The organism is Paenibacillus sp. FSL R5-0378, from assembly GCF_038009285.1.
Lineage (GTDB): Bacteria > Bacillota > Bacilli > Paenibacillales > Paenibacillaceae > Paenibacillus_AQ > Paenibacillus_AQ favisporus.
This window is the reverse complement of the sequence record NZ_JBBPAY010000001.1, coordinates 2261222-2284023: the sequence shown is the minus strand read 5'-3', so window position 1 is coordinate 2284023 and position 22802 is coordinate 2261222. Positions and strand designations below refer to the sequence as shown.

Below are 22802 nucleotides of genomic sequence, written 5' to 3'. Positions count from 1 at the left end.
TCCTTCTATCATACCATGAAGCGCGAAAAATCTCTCTGTCTGAATAGGTATGCCGGGACAAGAAGAAAAAAGACCCCTAAACGGCGGCTCCTGCGGGCAGCAGGGAAATCGAATTTCCACCGCATCCATTACTGCCCGATACCGCTCGCTTTATGGGTCTTCCGGTCATGACAAATCCTAATTCCTGCTCTCGCTAATCCCCGAGAACGCCGTCAATAATAACGGAGAGCGACTGGGACAGATCCACCTCGTAAGGTGCCTTAAGCGGCACCCCTTCCGGATCCTGCAAAATGCGGACCACGGGACGATGGGGCATATGGGCGTGAATTTTCGACACCACTCCCGTCTCCCCGGTACTCAGCTTGACCGACAAGCCGGGCGGATAGATCGCCACTTTATCCCGGAACAGCTCCAGCTTCTTTTGGTCGTACAAGGTACCTGCCCCGCCGTACAGCACTTCAGCAGCCTGATGCGGAAGCATCGCAGGCCGGTACACCCTGTGCGAGGTCATCGCATCGTAGGAGTCGGCGAGCGCCACCCACTGGGCATATTCGTGAATATCATCACCCTTGATGCCGCGCGGATAACCTGATCCGTTCATCCGTTCATGATGCTGAAAGGCGCAGTGCGCGGCCAGGAGCGGAATATTCGGCTCGTCCTTCAGGATTTTAAAGCCGATTTGGGCATGCGCCTGCATGAGACGGAATTCCTCATCATCCAGCTTTTGCGGCTTGAACAGCACTTTTTGGGGAATTTGGGTTTTTCCGATGTCATGCAGCAGCGAACCCAGCCCCAGCACCATCAGCTGGTCCTGCGTATAACCGCTCGCAATCCCCAGCACAAGTGAATATACGCACACATTTAAGGAATGCTTATATAAGTAATGATCTGCGGTGTTCATGTCCATCAGCATGATCATGCAGTCCTCCTGGGAACTGACATCTTCAAGGATGGACTCCATCACCTTGGAGAACTGCTTTCCGAGATGGTGATACCCTCCAGTAATCGGGGAGGCTTCGGATAACCGCTGAAAATTGACGCGAATCTTCTGAAGAGCCTGACGCCTCGTTTCCTCCCGGAGCATTTCGGGAATATCGATGCCTTCCGTCAGATGATCTTCCACATAAATATAACCGATGTCCAGCTTTTGCAGGCGGCTGATCAGCAAGGAGGTGAGCTCCACGCCTTCCGCGAGAAGCACAACACCCTCGTCGCTGTATATCTTTTTGCCGATTTTCATTCCCTGCTGCAGCATCGGAACGGGTACCAAACGCAACACGATCCACTCCTGCCTAAAATCACGGCCGCCCGGTTATTGCTTCCCAGGTCCGTTTACCTAGTTTCCCCATACCATCCTATGTAGCCCATTCACGCTATGCGGAATTAGTCCATCACATTACGGTTCTTGAATCAGCGCATAACGAACAGCCAGAACACGGCGGCAAGCACAAACCGGTAAATGGCGAAATGGGTCAGACGAATTTTTTGAATCAATTTCATAAAAGCAAGCACAACGACATAGGCCACCACAAAAGCTACGATAAATCCGATAACGAACATGCCGATCGTATCCTTGGTCATATACTTGTACGAATCCAGCATTTCATAGCCGGAAGCGGCGCACATGATCGGAATTGCGATCAGAAACGAGAAATCGGCCGACGCCTTGTAGCTTGCCCCGCTCAGCATCCCTCCGGAAATCGTGGATCCCGAACGCGAAAATCCCGGCCATACGACAGATAAAATTTGATAAAGCCCGATCAACAGCACCTGCTTGTACGACAGGTCATCCATCGTTTCGGCGGTGATTCTGGCTTTGGACTTGTTAAACCACTCGGCAAAAATCATGAAGATCCCGCCTACGATCAGCGCCCAGATTACGGTATTTGCGCTGAACAGGCTCTTGATAAAGTCCCTGGCAAAAAAGGCCACGATGAGTGCAGGGGCGATCCCGATGATAACATGCAGCAGATTCAGCTTCTTGCCGGACCGCAGGCTTCCGGATTCGGGCATGGTCCGTTTGATGCCCAGCAGATCCAGAATCCGTCTCCAATAGACGAGGGCGATCGCCAGAATGGCCCCCAGCTGAATGACGATTTCAAAGGTTTTCATAATGGGGTCCTGCTCATCATAGCCCAAGAGCTTGGACGTCAATATCATGTGCCCCGTTGAAGAGACCGGAATAAATTCCGTAACCCCCTCCACAATCCCCAAGATAATTGCAGTAATGGTATCCATTTCTTCCTCCTCTGGTCCTTCTTAAACAACCTCGATCCAACGGTGCTTGCCGCAGGTATCCAGACTTCCGGGACGCTGGAGCTCAAGTCTCAGCAGGTCCCGCAAAAACTCGGGAAGCAAGTATTTCGGATCTTCCCCCCGAGAAATCTGCTCGTATCCCGTCCCGAATGTAAACATGTCCAACGTTCCAACAGTGTACATCCGGTCGTCCCGCAGCGGCTCCCCCTGAAGCGAAATTTGAACAATCCTATCATAAGGGATGCGGCTTGGATCGTACAAGACTTCAATTCCGTCCACCGCGATATTGCCGAGAACATTGCCGCGGAACCCGAATCCCCGGATTTCCTTGCTCCAATATTCCGGCAGGAGGCTCTCCTCCAGGCTTCGCCGGATATGCTCCCCTTTGAGGCTGACCACGCAGGGATTAATCGGAGATGGGCAGAGCTCGTGAAGGAGTCCCGCCGTAATTTCCCCTTCCGGCAGATCGCCCAGCAGCTGCCCCGTGTTGACAAGCGACAGCTCCGCGCCGGTAAACTGGCGGACCGACTGCGCCAGCAAATTGCCGAACGGCGATTCTCCCGTATGCGTCAGGGACAGCGGCCGGTCCGTAACCGCCACAGGCTCTTTCAGGGCTTCTTCGGCCCGCTCGCGATGAATTCCAAGGGCGCGGGACACCGTTTCATCTAAAAGGTTGGTATCAATTGGCTGGCATCCTCCCTCGATGACACGGAAACGGCCGTCATCCTGTTGAGTCATGACCACCTTACCGACGTATTGACCGTACTTTCCCGCTGCGCACAGCACCGTATCACCAATCCGCAGCGGCTCTTCCAGCAGATGGTGGGTATGCCCGCCGAGAATCAGGTCGATACCCGGAATCCGTTCTGCCATCAGCCGGTCGGTAGACAGCCCGAGGTGGGATAAAACGATCACGATATCGGCCTCCGGACGCAGTGCCTCCACCTGCTCCTGCAACGCTTGCAGCGGCTCCAGGGCATCCCAGCCGAGCAGTTTGTAGAAGTCGGCGAACGGAGCCGTAGCTCCCGTCAGCCCGATCCGGATTCCGTCCTTGTCCAGAATGACGCGTTTCTTCATCCATGCAGGCGGCGCCGAGCTGAGCTGCTCATGGATGTTGCAGCAAATAACCGGGGACTGCAGGCCCGCATAAAGGCGTTCCAGCACGTCCGGGGTAAATGTCAGCCCCTCATTGTTCCCGATCGTTACCGCCTCATATCCCGTTAAATTCAATATGTCGATGTTCGTCTGGCCCATCGTCCCCTCGGTTTCGACGGCCGTCCGGTCCATATGATCTCCTATATCCACCAGTAAAAGAGGACTCTCCGCCGCCTGAGCGCGTTCGGCGGCAGCCAGGGCTGCAATGGAACTAACCGTTTCAAAGTGGCTGTGTATATCATTCGTATGCAGGATTGTAATCGATTTTGCCTGGTTCTGCAGCATCATTGGGTAACCTCCCCTTTCACTGTTCTCGCCTTGTTAGGCCCAAATGCTCCTAGGGATAAGCATAACATTTTCAAGGTGGATATGGTATATTGAAGACATGAACTACCACGCCCGAGGAGAGAAAGAAATGCAGCTTGATATTCGATTGTTTGCCGGTCTTGCAGAACGGCTCCAAACCTCTGTTTTACCTTTGTCCGTCGAAGGGGAATCCATCACAGCCGACGGCTTGAAACAAAAGCTGACCGAATTATACCCGGAGGCTGCCGCGCAGATCTCCGTTTCTTTTGTTGCCGTTAATCAGAATTATGCGCCGGGTGACGCGCTTATTACGGAAGGTGACGAAGTCGCCCTGATTCCGCCCGTATCGGGTGGAGACGGAAGTAGCTCAGTACAGGAAGCATCAGCAGACGGCTTATACTGTATTACCGATCAGCCGCTGTCCGTTGATGAGGTGACGTCCAAGGTGCTGGACGACAACCATGGCGCCACGCTGTCTTTTGTCGGGACAACCCGGGAAATGACGGGTGAGCAGCGTACCGTTCACTTGGAATACGATGCGTATATCCCGATGGCACTGGCGCAGCTTGAATTGATCGGCCGTGAAATCGCCGAACGTTGGCCGGGCACGCGCTGTGCGATTTCGCACCGGATCGGTACAGTCGACGTGAAAGAGATCAGCGTCATCATCGCGGTATCGACCGGGCACCGGGAGGCTTGTTATGAAGCGAGCCGGTATGCGATTGAGAAGCTCAAACAGTCCGTGCCCATTTGGAAGAAGGAAATTTGGGAGGACGGGTCGGAATGGAAGGGACATCAAAAGGGGCCGTGGGACCCGACGCTCCCTCCTTCCGTCTAAGAAGAGTTCGTTGATAATCCATATTTTTCTTGCTAATATAGATTTCAAAACAATAGGTTCCAATCTGAACAATGAGGTGACGATCAGTTTTGAGAGTTCATGTCACGGAATTACGGCCCGGTGATCGGCTTCAAGCCGATACGTTTAACGATATCGGGCTTCATGTGCTCCACAAAGGGAAGGAACTGAAGCTTGAAGAGATCAGCAAGCTGATTCAGCATGGCATCGCTTATGTGGAGGTTGACCCCTCCCGGCCGGATGAGCCGACCGCTTCATCACCGTTCCTTTCCGGTCAACCTGCTTCCAAGGTGGAAGAACAGGTTGGACAAGCGGTGGAAGGGTTTGAGTCGCTGTATCTGGAAGCCCTTTCGACAGGCCGGATCAACACGACCGTCGTCAATGACATTATGGAGCCGCTGGTGGACCGGCTCAGCACCCATACCGACGTGGTCTCCCTCCTCTTGTCCATCAATCCGGAAGACGAATATACATACCAACATTCCGTTCAGGTCGGCATTCTTTCCTACTACATATCTACATGGCTCGGGTATGCTCCCGAGGAGGCCTACGCAGCCGGAAAAGCGGGTTTTTTGCATGACATCGGCAAATGCCTCGTCCCCGCCGAGCTGTTGTACAAACCCGGCAAGCTTACGCCGGAAGAATTTGAAGAAATGAAGCGTCATACCGTCTACGGTTACGATATCATCCGAAGCTCCACCAACGATGAAATTCCCGCGCTGGTCGCGCTGCAGCATCATGAACGTGACGACGGGAGCGGCTATCCCCACCAGTGCGGCGAGCTTGAAGTCCATCCTTTTTCGCGGATTACCGCGGTGGCCGACGTGTTTAGTGCGATGACAACGAACCGTGTGTATCAGACGAAGCAGGAACTGCTGACCGTGCTCCGCGAGCTGTACAGCCTCAGCTTCGGTAAGCTGAGCCCCCGGGCAACCCAGGCGTTTATCAGCCATATGCTCCCGAACTTTATCGGCAAACGGGTCACCCTGACTTCCGGGGAAACCGGCACCATTATCATGACCAATCCGGCGGATTTCTTCCGTCCGCTTGTGAAGACCAAGGACCGGTTCATTGATCTGTCCTCTGACCGGAATATTGCCATCGATCAAATTTATATGTAACCCGTTCAATGCAAAAGAAGCCCTCGGTTGAGGGCTTCTTTTTAATGATGGCCAGAAAAAACCGTCTATCGACGTACTTTCATAGAAGACAGGCCGCTTTTATCCGAAGCTTTTCTTGCGATATAAAGGATGCCGAGTCTCCGAAGTGTATACTCTCTTATTCTAATAAAAAAGCGTGCCCTGCGAAGCCACCGTAACGGCTGCGCAGAACACGCTTTGTCTGCTTAATATTAACCGATGGAGCCTTCCATCTCGAACTTGATTAGGCGGTTCATTTCGACCGCGTATTCCATTGGGAGCTCCTTCGTGAACGGCTCGATGAAGCCCATAACGATCATTTGCGTCGCCTCGGCTTCGGTGAGACCACGGCTCATCAAGTAGAAGAGCTGATCTTCCGATACCTTGGATACCGTCGCTTCGTGCTCCAGAACGATGTTGTCGTTCTTGATCTCGTTGTACGGAATCGTATCCGAAGTGGACTCGTTATCCAGGATCAGCGTATCGCACTTGATGTTGGCTTTCGCGCCTTCCGCGTTGCGGCCGAAGGAAGCGAGACCACGGTAGGTGACCTTGCCGCCGTGCTTACTGATCGACTTCGATACGATCGTGGACGTCGTATCCGGAGCCAAGTGGATCATTTTGGCGCCTGCATCCTGATGCTGGCCTTTGCCTGCAACCGCAATGGACAGCACCATGCCTTTCGCGCCGCGTCCTTTCAGCAGCACTGCCGGATATTTCATCGTCAGCTTGGAGCCGATGTTGCCGTCTACCCATTCCATCGTGGCGTTCTCTTCAGCTACCGCCCGTTTGGTAACAAGGTTGTAGATGTTCGGCGCCCAGTTTTGGATCGTCGTATAACGCACGCGTGCGTTTTTCTTACAGATGATCTCAACGACCGCACTGTGCAGCGAGTTCGTGCTGTAGATTGGAGCGGTACAGCCTTCGACATAATGCACGAAGCTGTCTTCGTCCGCAATGATCAGCGTACGTTCGAATTGGCCCATGTTCTCGGAATTAATCCGGAAGTAAGCCTGCAGCGGGATTTCACATTTAACGCCTTTTGGAACGTAAATGAAGCTTCCGCCGGACCATACCGCACTGTTCAGCGCAGCAAATTTGTTATCGGTAGGAGGAACGACAGTCGCAAAGTGCTCTCTGAAAATTTCAGGATGCTCTTTCAGCGCTGTGTCGGTATCCATGAAGATAACCCCTTGGTCTTCCAGGTCTTTCTGCATGTTGTGATACACAACTTCGGATTCATACTGGGCGGATACACCGGCCAGGAATTTCTGCTCGGCTTCCGGAATACCCAGCTTGTCAAAGGTTTCTTTGATCTCAGCCGGTACTTCTTCCCACGTCTTTCCTTGCTTCTCGGAAGGTCTTACGTAGTACTGGATATCGTTGAAGTCCAGTTCATCCAGGTCGCCGCCCCAGCGAGGCATTGGCATTTTCTCGAACTGCTCCAAAGATTTCAGACGGAATTCAAGCATCCATTCCGGCTCGTTTTTGATTTTGGAAATTTCGGTAACAATCTCACGGGTAAGTCCTTTACCGGTTTGGAATACCGCTTTATGTTCGTCGCGGAATCCGTATTTATACTCTTCTATTTCAGGCGCTTTTTTGGCCATGAGTATTCAGCCTCCCTATCGTTAGTGGTTAATGCGTTCCTCGTCAATACCTTTCCGCAGTGCATTCCAAGCGAGCGTTGCGCATTTAATGCGGGCCGGGAACTTGTTAACTCCGGACAGGGCTTCGATATCTTCGTAATCGTCAAAATGAACGTCCTCACCCTGCATCAGCGACGAAAAGCGTGAAGCCATTTCCTTCGCTTCCTCAAGCGTCTTGCCTTTGACCGCTTCGGTCATCATCGAGGCGGAGGACATGCTGATGGAGCAGCCCTCGCCTGTGTATCTGGCATCTTTGACAATGCCGTTATCGACAATAAGCTGAAGCGAAATTTTGTCGCCGCAGGTCGGGTTGTTCAGATCCACCGTCACGGCTTCATTTTCAAATTTGCCCCGATTGCGGGGGTTTTTATAATGATCCATTATGACACGCCGGTACAAGTCGTCAAGTTCCATCATCCAAAATACTCCTTTGTCTGGATTAAGGCGCTGATCAGACGATCTACATCTTGTTCGGTATTGTATAGATAAAAGCTTGCACGGGCGGTGGCACTGGCCTCAAGCCAACGCATGAGCGGCTGGCAGCAGTGATGGCCTGCGCGGATTGCAACCCCGCTGGCATCCAGAACCGTAGCCACATCATGCGGATGCACATCTCCCAAATTGAAGGTGACCAAGCCCACTTTACGTACACGCGGACCATAAAGCTTCAGGCCTTCAATTTCCGATAACCGCTCGATCGCATACTTCGCGAGCTTCTGCTCATGCTCCTCGATTTGATCCATGCCGATTTCCTCGAGAAAATCGATGGCTGCAGCAAGCCCAACCGCTCCGGCGATAATCGGGGTGCCCCCTTCAAACTTCCAGGGCAGCTCCTTCCAGGAAGAATCGTATAGTCCGACATCGTCAATCATTTCACCGCCGAATTCCACCGGTTCCATGGATTCGAGCAGCGCCTTTTTGCCGTACAGTACACCGATGCCGGTAGGACCGCACATCTTATGGCCGGAGAAGGCGTAGAAGTCGCAATCCAGATCCTGAACATCGATCTTCATGTGAGGCGTGCTTTGGGCGCCGTCCACGACCATATACGCGCCATGGCGGTGCGCCAGCTCGGCAACTTCCTTCACCGGGTTAACCACGCCCATGACGTTGGACACATAGCCCATCGCGATGATCTTGGTTTTCTCGGTGACGACTTTCTCGACTTCGGCCAAGGTGACTGAACCGTCTTCTTGTAGTTTAACATATTTCAACGTGGCGCCGGTGGCTTTTGCCACCTGCTGCCAAGGAATTAGATTACTGTGGTGTTCCAGCGGGGTCAGGACGATTTCATCGCCTTCCTGGCAAATCGAGCGCCCGAACGATGAAGCCACCAGATTCAGGGCTGTCGTCGTTCCCCGCGTAAAAATAATTTCCTTCGTGCTCTTGGCGTTAATGAACTTAGCTACCTTCTCGCGCGCGCCTTCATAAGCATCCGTTGCACGGCTTCCAAGCGTATGCACCCCGCGGTGCACGTTGGCGTTGTCATGCTCGTAATAGCGTTTGACAGCCTCGATCACAGCGAGCGGTTTCTGGGAAGTCGCCGCATTATCAAGATATACCAGCGGGTGGCCGTTTATTTCCTGATTCAGGATGGGAAACTGCTCGAGAATGTCGCGGTTCATTGTCCCAACTTCCCTTCGATGACCGATTGAAGCTGCGTGCGCAGGCCTTCAAGCGGAATCTGAGATACGACCGGTGCCAGGAATCCATAGATGATCAGGGATTCGGCAACTTCGCGGGAAATCCCGCGGGACATCAGGTAGTAAATTTGTTCAGGGTTGACCTGGCCGACGGATGCAGCATGACCTGCCTTAACGTCGTCCTCGTCGATCAGCAGGATCGGGTTGGCGTCACCGCGTGCTTTCGGACTCAGCATCAGCACTTTCTCCGTTTGCTGTCCGTCGGATTTGGTCGCGCCCTTCTCGATCTTGGTGATGCCGTTGATGATGGCCTGTGCTTCTTCACGCATAACCGCACGGGTAATCATTTGGCTCTCGGAGCTCTTGCCGAAGTGGTTCGCACGAGTCGTGTAGTTCAGCTTCTGCGAACCGGAGCCGACGGCGATGATCTTGGAATCGGACGTCGATCCGTTTCCTTTCAGAATCGAGTAAGTATCGCTGGCGGTATCGCCGCTGTTCATTTCACCGACGATCCATTCCATGGACGCGTCGTTCTCGATCACGGCACGGCGGTAGCTGATGTCCGTCACGTTCGTGCCCATTTGATGAATCGTCGCAAACCGGACTTTCGCTCCCGATTTGGCGAATACCTCAACGGCGCCGTTATGAGTGACCGGTTTACCGGATGTACCGGATACATAGTTATCTACATAGGTTACAGAACTGTTCGTATCGGCAATAACCAGAATATGAGGAGCAAAGGTCGCTTCCTCGTCGTCTGTCAGCAGAACGGCCTGCAGCGGTACGGATACCTCCACATTTTTTGGAACATACAGGAACACCCCGCCGTTCCACAATGCGGCATGCAGTGCGGCTACGGAGCTCTCATCCGCTGTAACAGCCGTATGAAGGTGAGCCTTAACGAGATCCTCGTGCTCCTTCACGGCCGTCGCCAGATCGGTGAAAATCACACCTTGAGCAGCCAGCTCAGGGGACAGCTTCGTATACACAGTTCCGGAATTGCGCTGGATAATCAGGTTGCCCGCTTCCTGGTCCTTGATCAGTTCCCGAATCGATTCAGGAGCTTCAGCCAGCGATGCAATCGGGCTTACCGATTTGAAGCTTCCGTAATTTTGAATATCCCAGCGTTCGATTCTCGTTTTTTCGAGTTTCGGCAGCTCGAGGGTTGCCGCGAGTTCCAATGCTTTCAGACGATTTTCCGTGAGCCAGGCCGGCTCGTTGCTGCCCTTCGACAGCGCGCTCAGGCCTTCAGCGTTAACCGGAAGAATGGTTTGTGTTGTCATCTTCGTTCTCCTCCTTCCGTTATCTTTACGCTTCTTGACCTACAGTTTCGTCTTCGATACCGAGTTCTTCCTTCACCCAATCGTAACCTTCTGCTTCCAGGCGCTCCGCCAGTTCAGGACCACCGGATTTCACGATGCGGCCCTGCATCATAACATGTACAAAATCAGGCTTCACGTAGTTAAGCAGGCGCTGATAGTGGGTAATAATCAAGAAACCGCGGTCGTCGCTGCGCATCGCGTTTACACCGCTGGCAACAATTTTCAAAGCGTCGATATCCAGACCGGAGTCGATTTCGTCCAGGATGACAATGCTAGGTTCGATCATCATCATTTGCAAAATTTCGTTCCGCTTCTTCTCACCGCCGGAGAAGCCTTCGTTCAAATAACGATGGGCAAACTCAGGGTTCATATCCAGTTCTTTCATCTTCGCTTCCATTTGACGGATGAAACGAATCAGCGAAATTTCATTGCCTTCTTCACGGCGTGCATTGATGGCACTGCGAAGGAAGTCGGAATTGGTCACGCCCGTAATTTCGCTCGGGTACTGCATAGCAAGGAACAGGCCGGCGCGCGCACGCTCGTCAACGCCCATTTCCAGAACGTCTTCGCCGTTCAGGGTTACGCTGCCGTCCGTTACTTCATATTTAGGATGTCCCATCAAAGCGGAAGCAAGTGTACTTTTACCGGTACCGTTAGGTCCCATGATGGCGTGGATTTCTCCGCCCTTCATTTCCAGGTTGATGCCTTTCAGGATTTCCTTGCCCTCGATTGTCGCTTTAAGTCCTTCAATGGTGAAATTAGTAGCCATATTCGTTTTTCCCTCCGTTAAATGTTTTGCCGAAATCAGAAAGTCTATTTCAACAGGGACGCGCTCCCCGATTTCAATCAATCATTATTATCAATTTGTAATGAGTCTAAATTGATTCTCAATGATTATCACAATTTTATAATAAATGGCGAATCATATCAACCGCCCGTCGGAGTAAACCTGGTGTTTCATTACAGAAACAGGCTTCGCCGCGGTTGCAGCCAAGCCTGTTTCCTTACAATATCAAATTTTTCCATGGACGCTGTTCATGACGAACGGATTTCGCGGAAGTTCTGCAGCATCCGGCAACGGAGCCATCGTTCTCATCACCGGCTGGCGTTTCGTGAACATTCTGCGATATGTTATGGATTGCATTCCCACATCCAAGGAACAGCAGCATGGAGGATCCTGACAACCGCGCAGACGCTCGGAATCATTATCGGGAACAGCCGCCAGAGACCGGATCCCATTTCTCAATTTCCCGTACGTCCGATTCATGTCTGATTCATCAAAAAGGCAACGCGGTCTTATACGTTATGCCGTCAAAGGTTGATCCGGGACACAAAAAGTGCGCTGGCGGCCAGCGCACTTCCGGGCTTTCGCGAAAGAAGCCTCCCTTATCCCAGGTAAGAACGGAGCATCCACATATGCTTTTCGAGATCGCTCTTGATCTTGATAAACATGTCGGCCGTCGGATGGTCGCCGGCTTCCTCCGCCAGGCTGATTCCTTCGCTCATTTCCTCGGCAACGGTGGCAAAGTCCTCGATCAGGGTCTGCACCATTTTGCGCTGGTCTTCATTGCCGGAAGCTTCCTGAATGGTTGCGATGTCCAGGTACTCCTTCATCGTCGCAGCAGGGCTTCCTTTAATCGTAAGCAGCCGTTCAGCCACTTCGTCCATTTTCAGCGTAATATCGTCGTACAGCTCTTCAAATTTTACGTGGAGGGTAAAGAAATGCTCACCCTTTACGTACCAATGGTAGTTATGGATTTTGACATACAGGACGTTCAGGTTCGCAACTTGTTGGTTTAGGATTTGCTCCAAAGTGGATGTTTTCGATTTGGATGACGTTTTTGCCATGAATATCCCTTCCTTTTTTAAGTATATGGCCTTCCCTCTCCAATGCTGCATACAACGGCAGCTTCGGGGTCCGGCTGGAGTTTTCGTATAAGTATGGGGAGGCTCTTCCGAGAGTAATCTGGGCTGCGTGCCTCCCTGCCCTTATCTTACCCTTCAACCCGCTGCACGAAACAATTGCCTATAAATGGCAGGGTCTTTCGTTTTCAAACGCTCTCACTGAAAAAAAGATTCAAAAGAGGTCGGCAATCCGATATACTGTTTTATAACCAAGTGAACAAGTTGGCTTTATTCGCGTTTCCTTATTATACGGAGGTGACTTCCATGTCCACATATCACCCGCTCACCGTCCAAGACGCCATTTCTCTCGTCCGCGGCATTCCGGGGCATTTCACGCCCGATGCGCAGCTGGAATGCAAAGAAATCGGTGACGGCAACCTGAACTTAGTGTTCCATATTACGGACCGGAACAGCGATAAAAGTATCATTGTCAAACAAGCCCTTCCTTATGCGAAGGTGGTCGGGGAATCCTGGCCGTTGTCCCTGGACCGGGCGCGCATTGAACGCGAGGCGCTTCAAGTGCAGTACCGCCTGTGCCCCGGACTGGCACCGCAGGTGTTCTCCTACGACGATGACCTGGCGATAACCGTCATGGAAGACCTGAGCGACCACACGATTATGCGCAAAGGGCTGATCGAAGGACAAGCCTATCCGTTGTTTGCCCGTCATATCGGCGAATTTACGGCCAGAACGCTGTTCTATACCTCGGATCTGTACCTGAACCCGCAGGAAAAGAAAGAACAGGTACGTAAATTCATCAATCCGGATCTGTGCAAAATTACCGAGGATTTGATCTTTGACGATCCATATCGGTTTTCCGATAACAACAACTACCCGGACTATCTGGAGGATGAGGCGAAGGAGCTGCGGGAGAACGGCAAGCTCCATCTGGAGGTCGCCCTGCTCCGGGAAGCCTTCTTGACCCGGACTGAAGCGCTGGTTCACGGCGATCTGCATACCGGCAGCATTTTCGTCACACCGGAATCGACCAAAGTGATCGATCCCGAGTTTGCCTACTACGGGCCGATGGGCTTCGACCTCGGCGCCATCATCGGCAACCTGCTGCTGAACTACGCTTCCCGGCCAGGCTGGGATGCCGCAGAATCGGAAGTTCTCGGCAATCAAGAGCGTCTTCTGCGCATGGTTTCGGACGTATGGTCCGAATTTGAAATCCGCTTCCGCAAGCTGTGGGATGAGGATGCCAGGGACCCGCTTGCGAAAGCACCCGGCTACCAGGACGCCTACGTGGCCAAAGTACTGCGGGATGCCTGCGGATTCGCCGGCTGCAAAATGATCCGGCGCATCGTCGGCTTGTCCCATGTGGCCGACATCGACACGATCGCGGACGTAAAGCTGCGGGAGAAGGCGCAGCGTACGGCGCTGGCTATCGGCAAACAGCTCGTTCTATTCAACCGGACCATCCAGTCCGGCGAAGACATCGTCCGGCTGGTGAAGGAAGCCGAGCCGCTTAAAGGAGCCGTAAAATGAGTAATGACAACCAAGAACAAACACAACGACGCAGCGAACCATTAACTTCCGTCCAATGGGGCGGCGACAAGCTGATCCTGCTGGATCAGCGCCTGCTTCCGGACGCCATCGTCTATCTGGATTTGTTCACACCCGAAGAAGTGTGGGAATCGATCCATGCGATGAAAGTCCGGGGCGCGCCAGCCATCGGCATCGCCGCCGCTTACGGCGTAGTGCTCGGGGCGCGCCAGTATGGAGGCGTCGATGCCGCCGCCTGGGACGACCATGTCGTCAAGGTCAGCGCCTATCTGGCCACCTCGCGGCCGACGGCGGTCAATCTGTTCTGGGCGCTGGACCGGATGAAAGGAAAAGCGCATGAGCTGGCCGGCCGGGGAGGCAGCGTTGCCGACCTGAACGAGGCCCTGCTCGCCGAGGCCAACGCGATTCAAGCGGAGGACGAGGAAGTGTGCCGCCGCATCGGGGAGAATGCACTGCCCCTGTTCCGGGACGGCATGGGCGTGCTCACCCACTGCAATGCGGGCGGGCTGGCTACGGCCAAATACGGAACGGCGACCGCGCCGATGTATTTGGCCCAGGAACAGGGCATACAGCTGAAAGTGTATGCCGATGAGACGCGCCCTGTGCTGCAGGGCGCGCGGCTGACGGCCTTCGAGCTGCAGCAGGCCGGAATTGACGTGACGCTGCTCTGCGATAACATGGCAGGCATGGTCATGTCCAAGGGATGGGTGCAGGCGGTGATCGTCGGCACCGACCGGGTGGCCACCAACGGCGACGTCGCCAACAAGATCGGCACCTACAGTCTGGCCGTGCTGGCCAAGGCCCATGGCATTCCGTTCTACGTCGCCTGCCCATTATCGACGATCGATCTGAATACCCCTACAGGGGACAACATCCCGATTGAAGAGCGGCCGGCTGAGGAAGTCACCGAGGGCTTCGGGAAGAGAACCGCTCCTGAAGGCATCAAGGTTTACAACCCGGCGTTTGATGTCACGCCTCACGAATATGTAACAGCCATCATCACGGAAAAGGGGATCGTCAAGGCACCGTTCGCCGAGAACCTCGCCGCCCTTTTCCAAGCTTAATGAACTTGGCCAATGTGGATTTTTCCGGCTAGTGTCTCTAATCTCCGAAATGCCACCGGCTCAGCCAGCCCTGCCAGGGCTGGCTTTTTATTGCTTTCCAGTCGGCGGCCGTGAAGCCATTACACCATTTTCAACAGAGCTTCATGCCCTGGCATGCCCGGAACGATTCCGAGCGCCTCGGCCTCGGTCGTCACCGACTCCAGCGGCGCTTCAAGCAATTCCTGCAGCGTTTTGACGCCGACAGCCCGGCCCGCAATGATTTTTCGCTCCGCCAGTCTCGTGTTAAGCAGGCCTACGTCCAGCGCCCCGCACATAATGTACCCTTTCGGCGAGTTGATCGTGAGCAGAGTCGTCTTGGGCAGCTTAACCTCTACCCCGACAAAGCTGTGCCCCCCGACGGTAATCGGCACCATGGTCACCATTCAGCTGTACCTCCCCAGGCGTGATATCCATCCAGCATCATTGTATTCGCCCTGGGGAAGGGGTGACTGTGCGGACGTCTATAACCAAAATGCGCCGAAATAAATAGGAAGAAAGTTGCTATCCACTCCGACATTAGGACTATGATTCTATTCACATTCATGATATTATTTAGTCACTTTCATATCTAATTTGAACGTATAGTTTGGGGGATCCATGGACAACAATCAATCCAATGACGAATCGGGTTTTTTATTCAACGTCGACATCTTAGTGAAAAGTCCCTCTAATGCCCTGGCGCTTCAAGAACTCCTCGGCATGCTGAACGGCAACGGGCATATTGCGGATTTTCGCATCAAATCGGGAATTGAACTGGGGCGGTTGATTGAAACGATGCTTCAGGACAAGCGCAAATCTCTCCTTTCCAAAGAAGAGCCTTCCCGCCCGTCCGTTCCCCCAGCTCCGATCAAGGAAGCGGAACTGCGTACAGCGGCCGTGGGGAAAAATACAAAAAGCCAGCCGCCCCGAAACCCGGTGCATGGCGGTTCGGACATTTATGATTGGATTCAGGTATACATCCGTGACAACCGGCTGATCCGGCTGACGGCCAACCGGAGCGGGCAGCACATTCATATGCCGTGCCGGATCCTGAATTATGATGAGGAACACCAGATGCTGAACGTATATCACGTGGATGAGAAACAGGTTTATACCTTTAAGCTGAACGAAGTGGACGAGGTCATCTAATAGGATAAGGATCCGTTTCTCCGAAGCTTATAACACTAAAACAAGCCCGTCCCGGCTCACTAAGCCGAAGACGGGCTTTCTTCTGTTCTCCTCCGATATGGACGGGTCAGGCTCGTCTGCGCGAGGCGGCTTCCGCAATCAGGCAGATCCAGCCGATGATGAAGGCAACGCCTCCAAGCGGCGTAATGGCGCCAAGCACTTTGATCCCGGTGATGGCGAGCACATACAGACTTCCGGAAAACAGAATGATTCCGGCCAGCAGCAGCCATCCCGCCCAGGCCAGCTTGCGCGAATCTCCCCATAACCCCGCAACGACCCCGATCAGTATGATCCCCAAGGCGTGCGCCATATGATATTGAACCCCAGTTTCATAAACCTTCATCGCCGACTCTCCGACAATAGGTTCCAGCATGTGGGCTCCGAATGCTCCGATCACCACGGACAGCATCGCCATCAGGGCGCCGGTCAATATAAATTTACGCTGCACATCGACAACTCCTTTGGATGTTCCTAATCTACTAACAAACTGTTAACTATTTTAACCGATCGGACGCCGCCTTTTCCACCACCATGGCTCAAGACTGCCCAAATCAGCTTGATTTTTACGGGATCTTATGGAAAAGTAAGAAGCATATCTATCGATTCGAAGGAGAGAGTGATTTCATGGATTCAAACCAGCCTCCGCACCAGCCGGACGGATTCCAGCAGAACCCGGGGCCCCATTCGCCCCATGCTCAGTTCGTTCCCCCTGCTGCGCTGAAGCATTCCGGGCCCGGCATCGCATCCTTTGTCATGGGCCTGGTCAGTTTGCTGGGTTATATCATCAGTGCCGCGGCAGCAGGCGCCATTATGGCTCCTTATCTCGAAGAAGGTATGCTGGACGGTCCGAATTCCAATGCAATTCTTGGCCTCGGCGTCGTCGGTCTGCTGATGATCGCACTGGTTGTCATCAACGTGGTCGGAACGATTCTGGGCATTGTGGGGACGGCCATCAGGAACCGCAAAAAGATCTTTGCCATCATCGGGCTTATTGTGAATGCCGTCATCGTGCTCAGTATCGGCTTGTTCTTTATATACTTCATGGCCTCTGCCGCAGTCTAGCGGACTTTACCCGCAGTCCAGCAGTCTATTAGAAGAAAAAGGTGATCTTATGTCTCAAGTCAAAATATTTGCCGACAGCACATGCGACCTTCCTCACGATTGGATCAAAGCCCATGACATCGGCATTATTCCGCTGTACGTTACGTTCGGGGACCAGAATTACAGGGACGGCGTCGACTTAACGACACCCGAATTGTATGCCAAGGTGGAGCAGACGGGCAGCCTTCCCAAGACGGCCGCTCCGTCTCCGTCCGATTTTATCGCGGCATTCACCCCGTTTGTGGAAGAAGGACGGGATATCGTTTATATCAGCCTGTCGTCCGAGCTATCCTCGACTTATCAGAACGCGCTGATCGCAGGTGAGGAGTTTCCGGAGGGACGAATCACGGTCGTGGATTCACGGAATCTGACCACCGGCATCGGCCTGCTGGTCATGAAAGCGGTGGCCGCGGCAGAACAGGGGAAAAGCGCCCGTGAAATCGCCGGCATCGTGGAGACCGTTAAGCCGCTCGTAGAGACCGAATTCGTCATTGATTCGCTGGAATATCTGTACAAGGGCGGACGCTGCTCAGGCATGCAGAACCTCATGAGCAGCCTGCTCAAGATCCGGCCGGTCATCAAGGTGATCGACGGTAAGATGACTCCGGCCTACAAAGTCCGCGGCAAGCGAGAAAAGGCTCTGGAGCAGATGGTCAACAATACGCTGGACAAGAAGGACGAGATGGACAACGATCTCATCTTCGTCACCCATTCCATGGCGGCTGAAGATGCGGAAGCGATCAAAAGGCTGTTGGAACAAAAAACCGGCGCCCGTGAGGTTGCCCTCTCGGATGCCGGCTGTGTCATTAGCTCCCACTGCGGTGCCAAAACGATCGGAATCATTTATTCCAAAAAAGCCTGATTTTCAGGCTTTTTTTCTTTTATAAATAAACAATTCTTACTTCTTTGAAGGGTCGATGTCCCTCGGATTGAGGCCCGCCCATATATTCGGGATGTCCGCCTGCTCTGGGTGTTCAAACACCAGAAACGCGGTAGGCAAATACCGTTCCCCGTATTCCGATGACGGTTTGTTCACAATTTCATTATCTTTGACGAGGACGGTGGAGGATCCTCCGTCCAGATTGGCAGCGATCACCGCTCCGTGCTTCAGCATGATCTGCTGGACATCGTATAAATTGGCTCCGACGCTGTACGTCGGCTGTCTTCCGTCAATAACGACAAACAGGATGGCCCCGTCCTCACGCTGGCCCATGGCAGTCCGCGGCGCGATGCCCCAGCCTTCGGCGGCATTCTTGATGAGTCCTTTGCCGTTGACGATAATCCGCGGCTGAAACGTCACCGCTTCCTGAACCCCCATCCGGTCCAATTCCTTTAGCGAATAGTTGCCGGCGATCATTTTGCCGTCCCGGTCAATGCCTACCACCTGGGTAGTCGCATTTTTTCCCAATCCGTTGTAATACAGCTTCCCCTGCGATATGACGATGCCGATCGGCTTAAAGCCGTTCCCTTTCCAGTTCGGGTCGGCGAATCCGCCTCCGTTCACGCCGGCGATCGCGCCGTAGCGCTTGACCATGCTGGAGACCTTCTCGCCTTTGCCGCGCTTTGCGGGAACGCCCAGACGGATTTTTGTCGGATCGTGAACGGTCATTACATACCCGTGATACCCTTTACCCGAAACTTCCTCAATCTCCACAAGGGGCGGCTTCTCCATCTCCTTGCCGGCTTCGGCGGAAGCCGTTTGGGTTTGCACCGGCAGCTTGATTTGGTGCGTATCTTTTTCGACGCCCATGGCTTCAAACCGCTTGTTGTATTCCGCTACGCGCTTGTTCAGCTCGTCCTGTCCAATAATATATTTCGCCAAATAGCGATGCTGTGTCGTTATGAGCGTATCCGCTATCAGGTAACGAAAATGATTGCCGGAAACCGTCAGGAACAACCACGCGGCTGCCGCGGCACCGACCAGAACCAGGCTCCAGAACAAGCGTATACTGAATCGCAGGAAACCTCCCTTTTTCTTTTTCCTTTTCTTTGTCCCTTTTGGAGCGGACCGTTGGTTTCTTACGCTTGAACGTTTGGGCAGCGATGCTTGCTCCATGGTTACTTCCCCCATCTCATGAACTCGGGTCCTAAGTCCCACGTAGAATAGACGCGAAATCAGGGAGGAAGGTTTCATATATTCGGGCATTATCAACAATAGGATACAAATATTTTCCATTAACGCTGCCGTAAAAGCATAAAAAAAACGCCAAGCCACATTGGCCTGGCGTCTTCCTATTCGGATTAGTAAGTTGGCCGCTTCAGTTGGTCCAAGCTTTTGAACTCATAGCCCTGCTTACGGGCATCGTCGATGATCCGGGCCAGCGCCTCCGTGTTATCCTTCGAAATGGAGTGCAGCAGAATGACCGCCCCCGGATGCAGCTGCGCCATCACTTGACGGTAGGCATAGTCAGCCCCCTTCTGATCGTTCACGTCCCAGTCCTTGTACGCTACGGACCAGAATACCGTCGTATAACCTTCAGCGCGTGATGCCGCAAGCGTGCGGTCGCTGAAAATCCCCCGGGGAGGACGCACGTATGCCATCTCCTTCTGGCGGGTCGTCCCGGTTACGCTCTGCTTGACCTTATCCAGCTCTTCCTTGAGCTGCGCGTTGGAAATCTGGGTCATATCCGGATGCGTCCAGGAATGATTGCCCACCAGATGGCCCTCGGTGACCATCCGGGTTACGAGCTCCGGCTTGTCCTTTACATAATGTCCCGTCAGAAAAAAAATAGCCGGCACTTTCTTTTCTTTCAAAACATCCAGGATTCTAGGCGTGAACCCGTTTTCATACCCGTTGTCAAACGTCAAATACAGCTCTTTCTGGGTTGTATCCCCCAGGAAGATCGCACCATTCTTCTGCAGAATGTCTTTAAAGCCTTCTTCATTGATGGAAGGAAGCTGACCGTTCCTGCTTTTCTTAAAGCCAAAATGATAAGGGCTGTCCGCAGCCGCTGTCTCCTGGAAAAATCCGCAGCACAGTAACAGTGCGGCAACCGCAGCAAACGCAAAACGCTTCATCTTGAAATTTCCCCCTGCGTTGGATTATAGGCACTAAAAGCTATAACGTAATATGCCACATCCGATGCAAAGTTATGTGATATTTTCAAAATGGCAGCCGCCGGAGAATAGAATCGATCACCTGAATAAAGTGCTTAATGTAGAATGGCTTCGTAATGTATTCGATAAAACCTGCCTGTCTCCCCTTGGCGATATCCGACGCCATCGCATAAGAGCTGACGGCCACCACCGGGATTGCCCTTGTCTTTTCATTGGCCTGGAGGCAGGCTAGAGCATCATATCCACTCATTCCGGGCAGCTGGATGTCCATGATGATCAGATCGGGGCATCTGGCCGTGGCGATCTCTACCGCTTCCTCCCCTGTACAGGCCTCCCACATGGTGGCGTTAGGAATTTTTTTGAAAATATGCCGCATGAGAGACATATTAATTCCGTCGTCCTCCACACATAAAATGTCATAATTGCTCTTCATCTTTAAACCTCCTACCATGAAAAAAAGCCAAAGAAAGAGCGCTCCAGCTCCTTCTTTGGCTTATGTTCAGCTCATGTTCCAATCATGTCTGACCCATTACCGCCTGGTGACCGCCTAATCCTGGAATGTGCAGGCAATCACGCTTTTATCTCTATCAAAATCCCAGTCCACGTAAAAATCGGCCAGGGTCCGGCCCAAAATCCCCCCCAGCTGGGTTTCTTCCTCAAAATACCGCTTCTCAAGCTTTCTCTTCGTTGTCCGCAAAACTTCATCAAAACCGGTATTGATTAATTCCTTCTCGATCAGAATCAGAAGTCCTTCCCGGACGATAATTAAAGTTTTGGAGTTCATCCACCAGGAGTACACCTTCCGGGGAACCTTCTGGACGATACCGGTGACCCGGTTAACTTCATTATGTAGCGCATCACGGCCCGCATAATCCTCGGCTTCGATGATCTGGTCTGCCTTAAGCCCGACAATGATCCCCGAAGCGTTATGTAATCCCCAGTCGTAGTAAACCTCTTCCAGGCGGATGTCCATTTCCTTCTCCAGATACGCCTTCAATTCAGGAAGCAGAGACTCCATCAGCAGCTCGCGGGTATATCGAAATGCTTTTTCTTCTTCCTTGTTCAAAAGAAACCGCTCGACAGGTCCAATAAAATTGCGGATATGGAGTGCGATCCCGTAGTTTCCGACGGATACATGCACCGACTCCGGACCTTTGCCAAACCTGTCCCTCAGCAGCTTGCCGGTAAATGCCGCGATTTGGTTGGTGTGATTGGCTGTATACAACATGACAGCTCTCTCCTTCTCATCATAGTGCAACGCATACGTTAAATCAATTGATTTCATCTTGCGTCATTATTAAGAGGTATATACCCAAAAAGATACCGGGCGCAATCAGGTGCGTCCGGCTCTTTTCTTCCATCCATGGGATGGCCTTATTTATGGGGGTCAGCATCGGGGTCAGCGTCGGGATCGGGTTGCTTGGGAGCTTGCTCGCTTCGTTCCGCCCGTGTAGGATCCGATTCTTCCTGCTGCTGTTCTATAGGACCGTCTGTAGGACCTGCAGGTCTATGGCGCTCCTCTTTCCATGTCTTCCTCCGCGCGGCGGCTTCAGCCCGCTGCTGCTTCCGGCCTTTGCGGACTATCCAGACGATCAGAAGCACGATCGCAGCAAGAATCAGAACAGGAACGGCTCCCGACAGGATGACGATGATCCACTGGACAATCTGCGTCAGCACGTCCATGCTTCCCTGCAGCGCATCGCCCGCACGCTTGCCAAGGGGGGTCTGCTGGCGATCGGGCTCGGCTTTGGGCAGCGTCTTCTCCGGCTGGTAAATGCGCAGCTCCACCGTGGAATAAGCCACATTCTGATCAATATAGCGCATGCGGCCCTTGATCTGCTCGATTTCTTCCTGAACCCTCTCCAGCTCTTTGGCAAACGCCACGAGGTCGCTAGTCTTTGTCGCCTTTTTCATAAAAGCGATATACTGCTCCTCCATCACCTGCTTAGCCTTCAATCTCGCCTGCAAATCCACGTATTCTTCGGACACGTCCTGGCCTTCAATGCTGCGCTGAAGGGAATCATGCTTGATCTGCTCAAGCCGATTCAAAAAGGACGAGAAGCCCGATGCAGGAACCTTGAGGATAAAGGTACCACCCCGCTCGCTGGCTGAATCCGTTTCGGAAAAATTGACGATATAGCCGCCCGACAGCGTTACCATATTTCTGACTTCGGTCTGTGCCTTGGCATAGTCCTGAATCTCCATTACCAGATTTGCCTTATAGATGAGCTTCTTGTTTAACCCGCCGGCCAGGTCATGGGCGGTGAACCCGGCTTCCGGCGCAGTGTCCGCCTCCAAAGCCTTTATCGTATCGGCCTGCTTCGGGTCGGCCGAATCCTCCGATGTCTGCACAGCCGTCGATGCTGCCGAGGATTTTTGTTCCTGAACCGCTGCGGTGTTCGCCGCATGGTCTGAAGCGGCGGAGCTTTCGACGGTCCCGCCGGCGCTGCTGGCGCTGTCCTTTGAACTCCCGGACGAGCAGCCGGTTACCAACAGAATGACTAACATGAATGCGGCAAGCCATGACCCCCAAGTGCGCATACTTCATTCCTCCTCAGAAATGGAAAATATTTTATATTTTCCTATCTAACGTCAAGAGGACTCTGAAGGTTGCGGGCAAAAAAAGAAAAAAAGCCC

23 protein-coding genes are annotated in these 22802 nt (G+C 53.0%); 7 read left to right on the top strand and 16 right to left on the bottom strand.

The annotated features are described in order from the left end of the window. Nucleotides 1–193: 193 nt before the first annotated feature. The 3 genes from MKY74_RS10730 to MKY74_RS10720 form a co-directional block, all read right to left on the bottom strand. On the bottom strand, nt 194–1276 hold the full coding sequence (locus tag MKY74_RS10730; protein ID WP_076170491.1) for an HD-GYP domain-containing protein: 1083 nt from the start codon (nt 1274–1276) through the stop codon (nt 194–196). A gap of 134 nt (nt 1277–1410) precedes the next feature. Continuing rightward, nucleotides 1411–2238 carry an undecaprenyl-diphosphate phosphatase gene (locus MKY74_RS10725; protein WP_076170492.1) on the bottom strand — a complete coding sequence of 276 codons (828 nt, stop codon included), beginning with the start codon at nt 2236–2238 and terminating at the stop codon, nt 1411–1413. Nucleotides 2239–2259: 21 nt separating this feature from the next. Then, nucleotides 2260–3696, bottom strand: coding sequence for a bifunctional metallophosphatase/5'-nucleotidase (locus tag MKY74_RS10720; RefSeq protein ID WP_432206608.1), 1437 nt, complete (start codon nt 3694–3696; stop codon nt 2260–2262). 130 nt (nt 3697–3826) lie between these two features. Here MKY74_RS10720 and moaD point away from each other — a divergent pair, with 130 nt between their 5' ends. Continuing rightward, the gene (gene moaD, locus MKY74_RS10715) at nt 3827–4555 is read left to right on the top strand and encodes a molybdopterin converting factor subunit 1 (protein WP_076170494.1); all 729 of its coding nucleotides are present in this window, start codon (nt 3827–3829) and stop codon (nt 4553–4555) included. Nucleotides 4556–4644: 89 nt separating this feature from the next. After that, nucleotides 4645–5694 carry an HD-GYP domain-containing protein gene (locus tag MKY74_RS10710; protein WP_076170495.1) on the top strand — a complete coding sequence of 350 codons (1050 nt, stop codon included), beginning with the start codon at nt 4645–4647 and terminating at the stop codon, nt 5692–5694. A gap of 230 nt (nt 5695–5924) precedes the next feature. Here the strand turns inward: MKY74_RS10710 and sufB are convergent, their stop codons facing one another. From sufB to MKY74_RS10680, 6 genes are all read right to left on the bottom strand, one after another. Then, the gene (sufB, locus tag MKY74_RS10705; protein WP_076170496.1) at nt 5925–7322 is read right to left on the bottom strand and encodes a Fe-S cluster assembly protein SufB; all 1398 of its coding nucleotides are present in this window, start codon (nt 7320–7322) and stop codon (nt 5925–5927) included. 21 nt (nt 7323–7343) lie between these two features. Beyond that, the gene (gene sufU / locus MKY74_RS10700) at nt 7344–7775 is read right to left on the bottom strand and encodes a Fe-S cluster assembly sulfur transfer protein SufU (protein ID WP_076170810.1); all 432 of its coding nucleotides are present in this window, start codon (nt 7773–7775) and stop codon (nt 7344–7346) included. Continuing rightward, the gene (locus MKY74_RS10695) at nt 7775–8986 is read right to left on the bottom strand and encodes a cysteine desulfurase (protein ID WP_076170497.1); all 1212 of its coding nucleotides are present in this window, start codon (nt 8984–8986) and stop codon (nt 7775–7777) included. The genes sufU and MKY74_RS10695 overlap by 1 nt, the downstream gene beginning before the upstream one ends. Beyond that, complete coding sequence (gene sufD, locus MKY74_RS10690; protein WP_076170498.1) at nt 8983–10287, bottom strand: Fe-S cluster assembly protein SufD; 1305 nt, start codon at nt 10285–10287, stop codon at nt 8983–8985. Before sufD ends, MKY74_RS10695 begins: the two co-directional genes overlap by 4 nt. A 25-nt stretch (nt 10288–10312) precedes the next feature. Continuing rightward, the gene (gene sufC / locus MKY74_RS10685; protein ID WP_076170499.1) at nt 10313–11095 is read right to left on the bottom strand and encodes a Fe-S cluster assembly ATPase SufC; all 783 of its coding nucleotides are present in this window, start codon (nt 11093–11095) and stop codon (nt 10313–10315) included. Between the two features lie 617 nt (nt 11096–11712). Next, nucleotides 11713–12174, bottom strand: a complete 462-nt coding sequence (locus MKY74_RS10680) for a Dps family protein (protein ID WP_076170500.1) — start codon at nt 12172–12174, stop codon at nt 11713–11715. Nucleotides 12175–12495: 321 nt separating this feature from the next. Here MKY74_RS10680 and mtnK point away from each other — a divergent pair, with 321 nt between their 5' ends. Further along, nucleotides 12496–13719: an S-methyl-5-thioribose kinase gene (mtnK, locus tag MKY74_RS10675; RefSeq protein WP_076170812.1), complete on the top strand. Its 1224-nt coding sequence runs from the start codon at nt 12496–12498 to the stop codon at nt 13717–13719. Continuing rightward, entirely contained in the window at nt 13716–14801 is a 1086-nt protein-coding gene (mtnA, locus tag MKY74_RS10670) for an S-methyl-5-thioribose-1-phosphate isomerase (RefSeq protein WP_076170501.1), read from the top strand. The genes mtnK and mtnA overlap by 4 nt, the downstream gene beginning before the upstream one ends. Nucleotides 14802–14920: 119 nt before the next feature. On the opposite strand, the gene MKY74_RS10665 is transcribed toward mtnA, so the two are convergent. Continuing rightward, nucleotides 14921–15223, bottom strand: coding sequence for a YunC family protein (locus MKY74_RS10665; protein WP_076170502.1), 303 nt, complete (start codon nt 15221–15223; stop codon nt 14921–14923). Between the two features lie 214 nt (nt 15224–15437). Here MKY74_RS10665 and MKY74_RS10660 point away from each other — a divergent pair, with 214 nt between their 5' ends. Then, nucleotides 15438–15968, top strand: coding sequence for a hypothetical protein (locus tag MKY74_RS10660; protein WP_076170503.1), 531 nt, complete (start codon nt 15438–15440; stop codon nt 15966–15968). 106 nt (nt 15969–16074) lie between these two features. On the opposite strand, the gene MKY74_RS10655 is transcribed toward MKY74_RS10660, so the two are convergent. Continuing rightward, nucleotides 16075–16455 (bottom strand): DUF423 domain-containing protein, encoded by a 381-nt coding sequence (locus MKY74_RS10655; protein ID WP_076170504.1) that lies wholly within the window; start codon nt 16453–16455, stop codon nt 16075–16077. A gap of 176 nt (nt 16456–16631) precedes the next feature. Here MKY74_RS10655 and MKY74_RS10650 point away from each other — a divergent pair, with 176 nt between their 5' ends. Further along, the gene (locus tag MKY74_RS10650) at nt 16632–17069 is read left to right on the top strand and encodes a hypothetical protein (RefSeq protein ID WP_076170505.1); all 438 of its coding nucleotides are present in this window, start codon (nt 16632–16634) and stop codon (nt 17067–17069) included. Nucleotides 17070–17118: 49 nt separating this feature from the next. Further along, a complete protein-coding gene (locus MKY74_RS10645; RefSeq protein WP_076170506.1) occupies nt 17119–17970 on the top strand; it encodes a DegV family protein in 852 nt (283 codons plus the stop codon). Between the two features lie 36 nt (nt 17971–18006). Here MKY74_RS10645 and MKY74_RS10640 read toward each other — a convergent pair whose 3' ends face one another. From MKY74_RS10640 to MKY74_RS10620, 5 genes are all read right to left on the bottom strand, one after another. Beyond that, complete coding sequence (locus MKY74_RS10640; protein ID WP_076170507.1) at nt 18007–19164, bottom strand: phosphodiester glycosidase family protein; 1158 nt, start codon at nt 19162–19164, stop codon at nt 18007–18009. Nucleotides 19165–19349: 185 nt separating this feature from the next. Further along, nucleotides 19350–20126: a delta-lactam-biosynthetic de-N-acetylase gene (gene pdaA / locus MKY74_RS10635; protein WP_076170508.1), complete on the bottom strand. Its 777-nt coding sequence runs from the start codon at nt 20124–20126 to the stop codon at nt 19350–19352. 85 nt (nt 20127–20211) lie between these two features. Beyond that, nucleotides 20212–20598 (bottom strand): response regulator, encoded by a 387-nt coding sequence (locus MKY74_RS10630; protein WP_076170509.1) that lies wholly within the window; start codon nt 20596–20598, stop codon nt 20212–20214. Nucleotides 20599–20712: 114 nt separating this feature from the next. Further along, on the bottom strand, nt 20713–21393 hold the full coding sequence (locus MKY74_RS10625) for a Na-translocating system protein MpsC family protein (RefSeq protein ID WP_076170510.1): 681 nt from the start codon (nt 21391–21393) through the stop codon (nt 20713–20715). A gap of 146 nt (nt 21394–21539) precedes the next feature. Beyond that, nucleotides 21540–22706, bottom strand: a complete 1167-nt coding sequence (locus MKY74_RS10620; RefSeq protein ID WP_076170511.1) for a DUF4349 domain-containing protein — start codon at nt 22704–22706, stop codon at nt 21540–21542. Between the last annotated feature and the right edge of the window lie 96 nt (nt 22707–22802).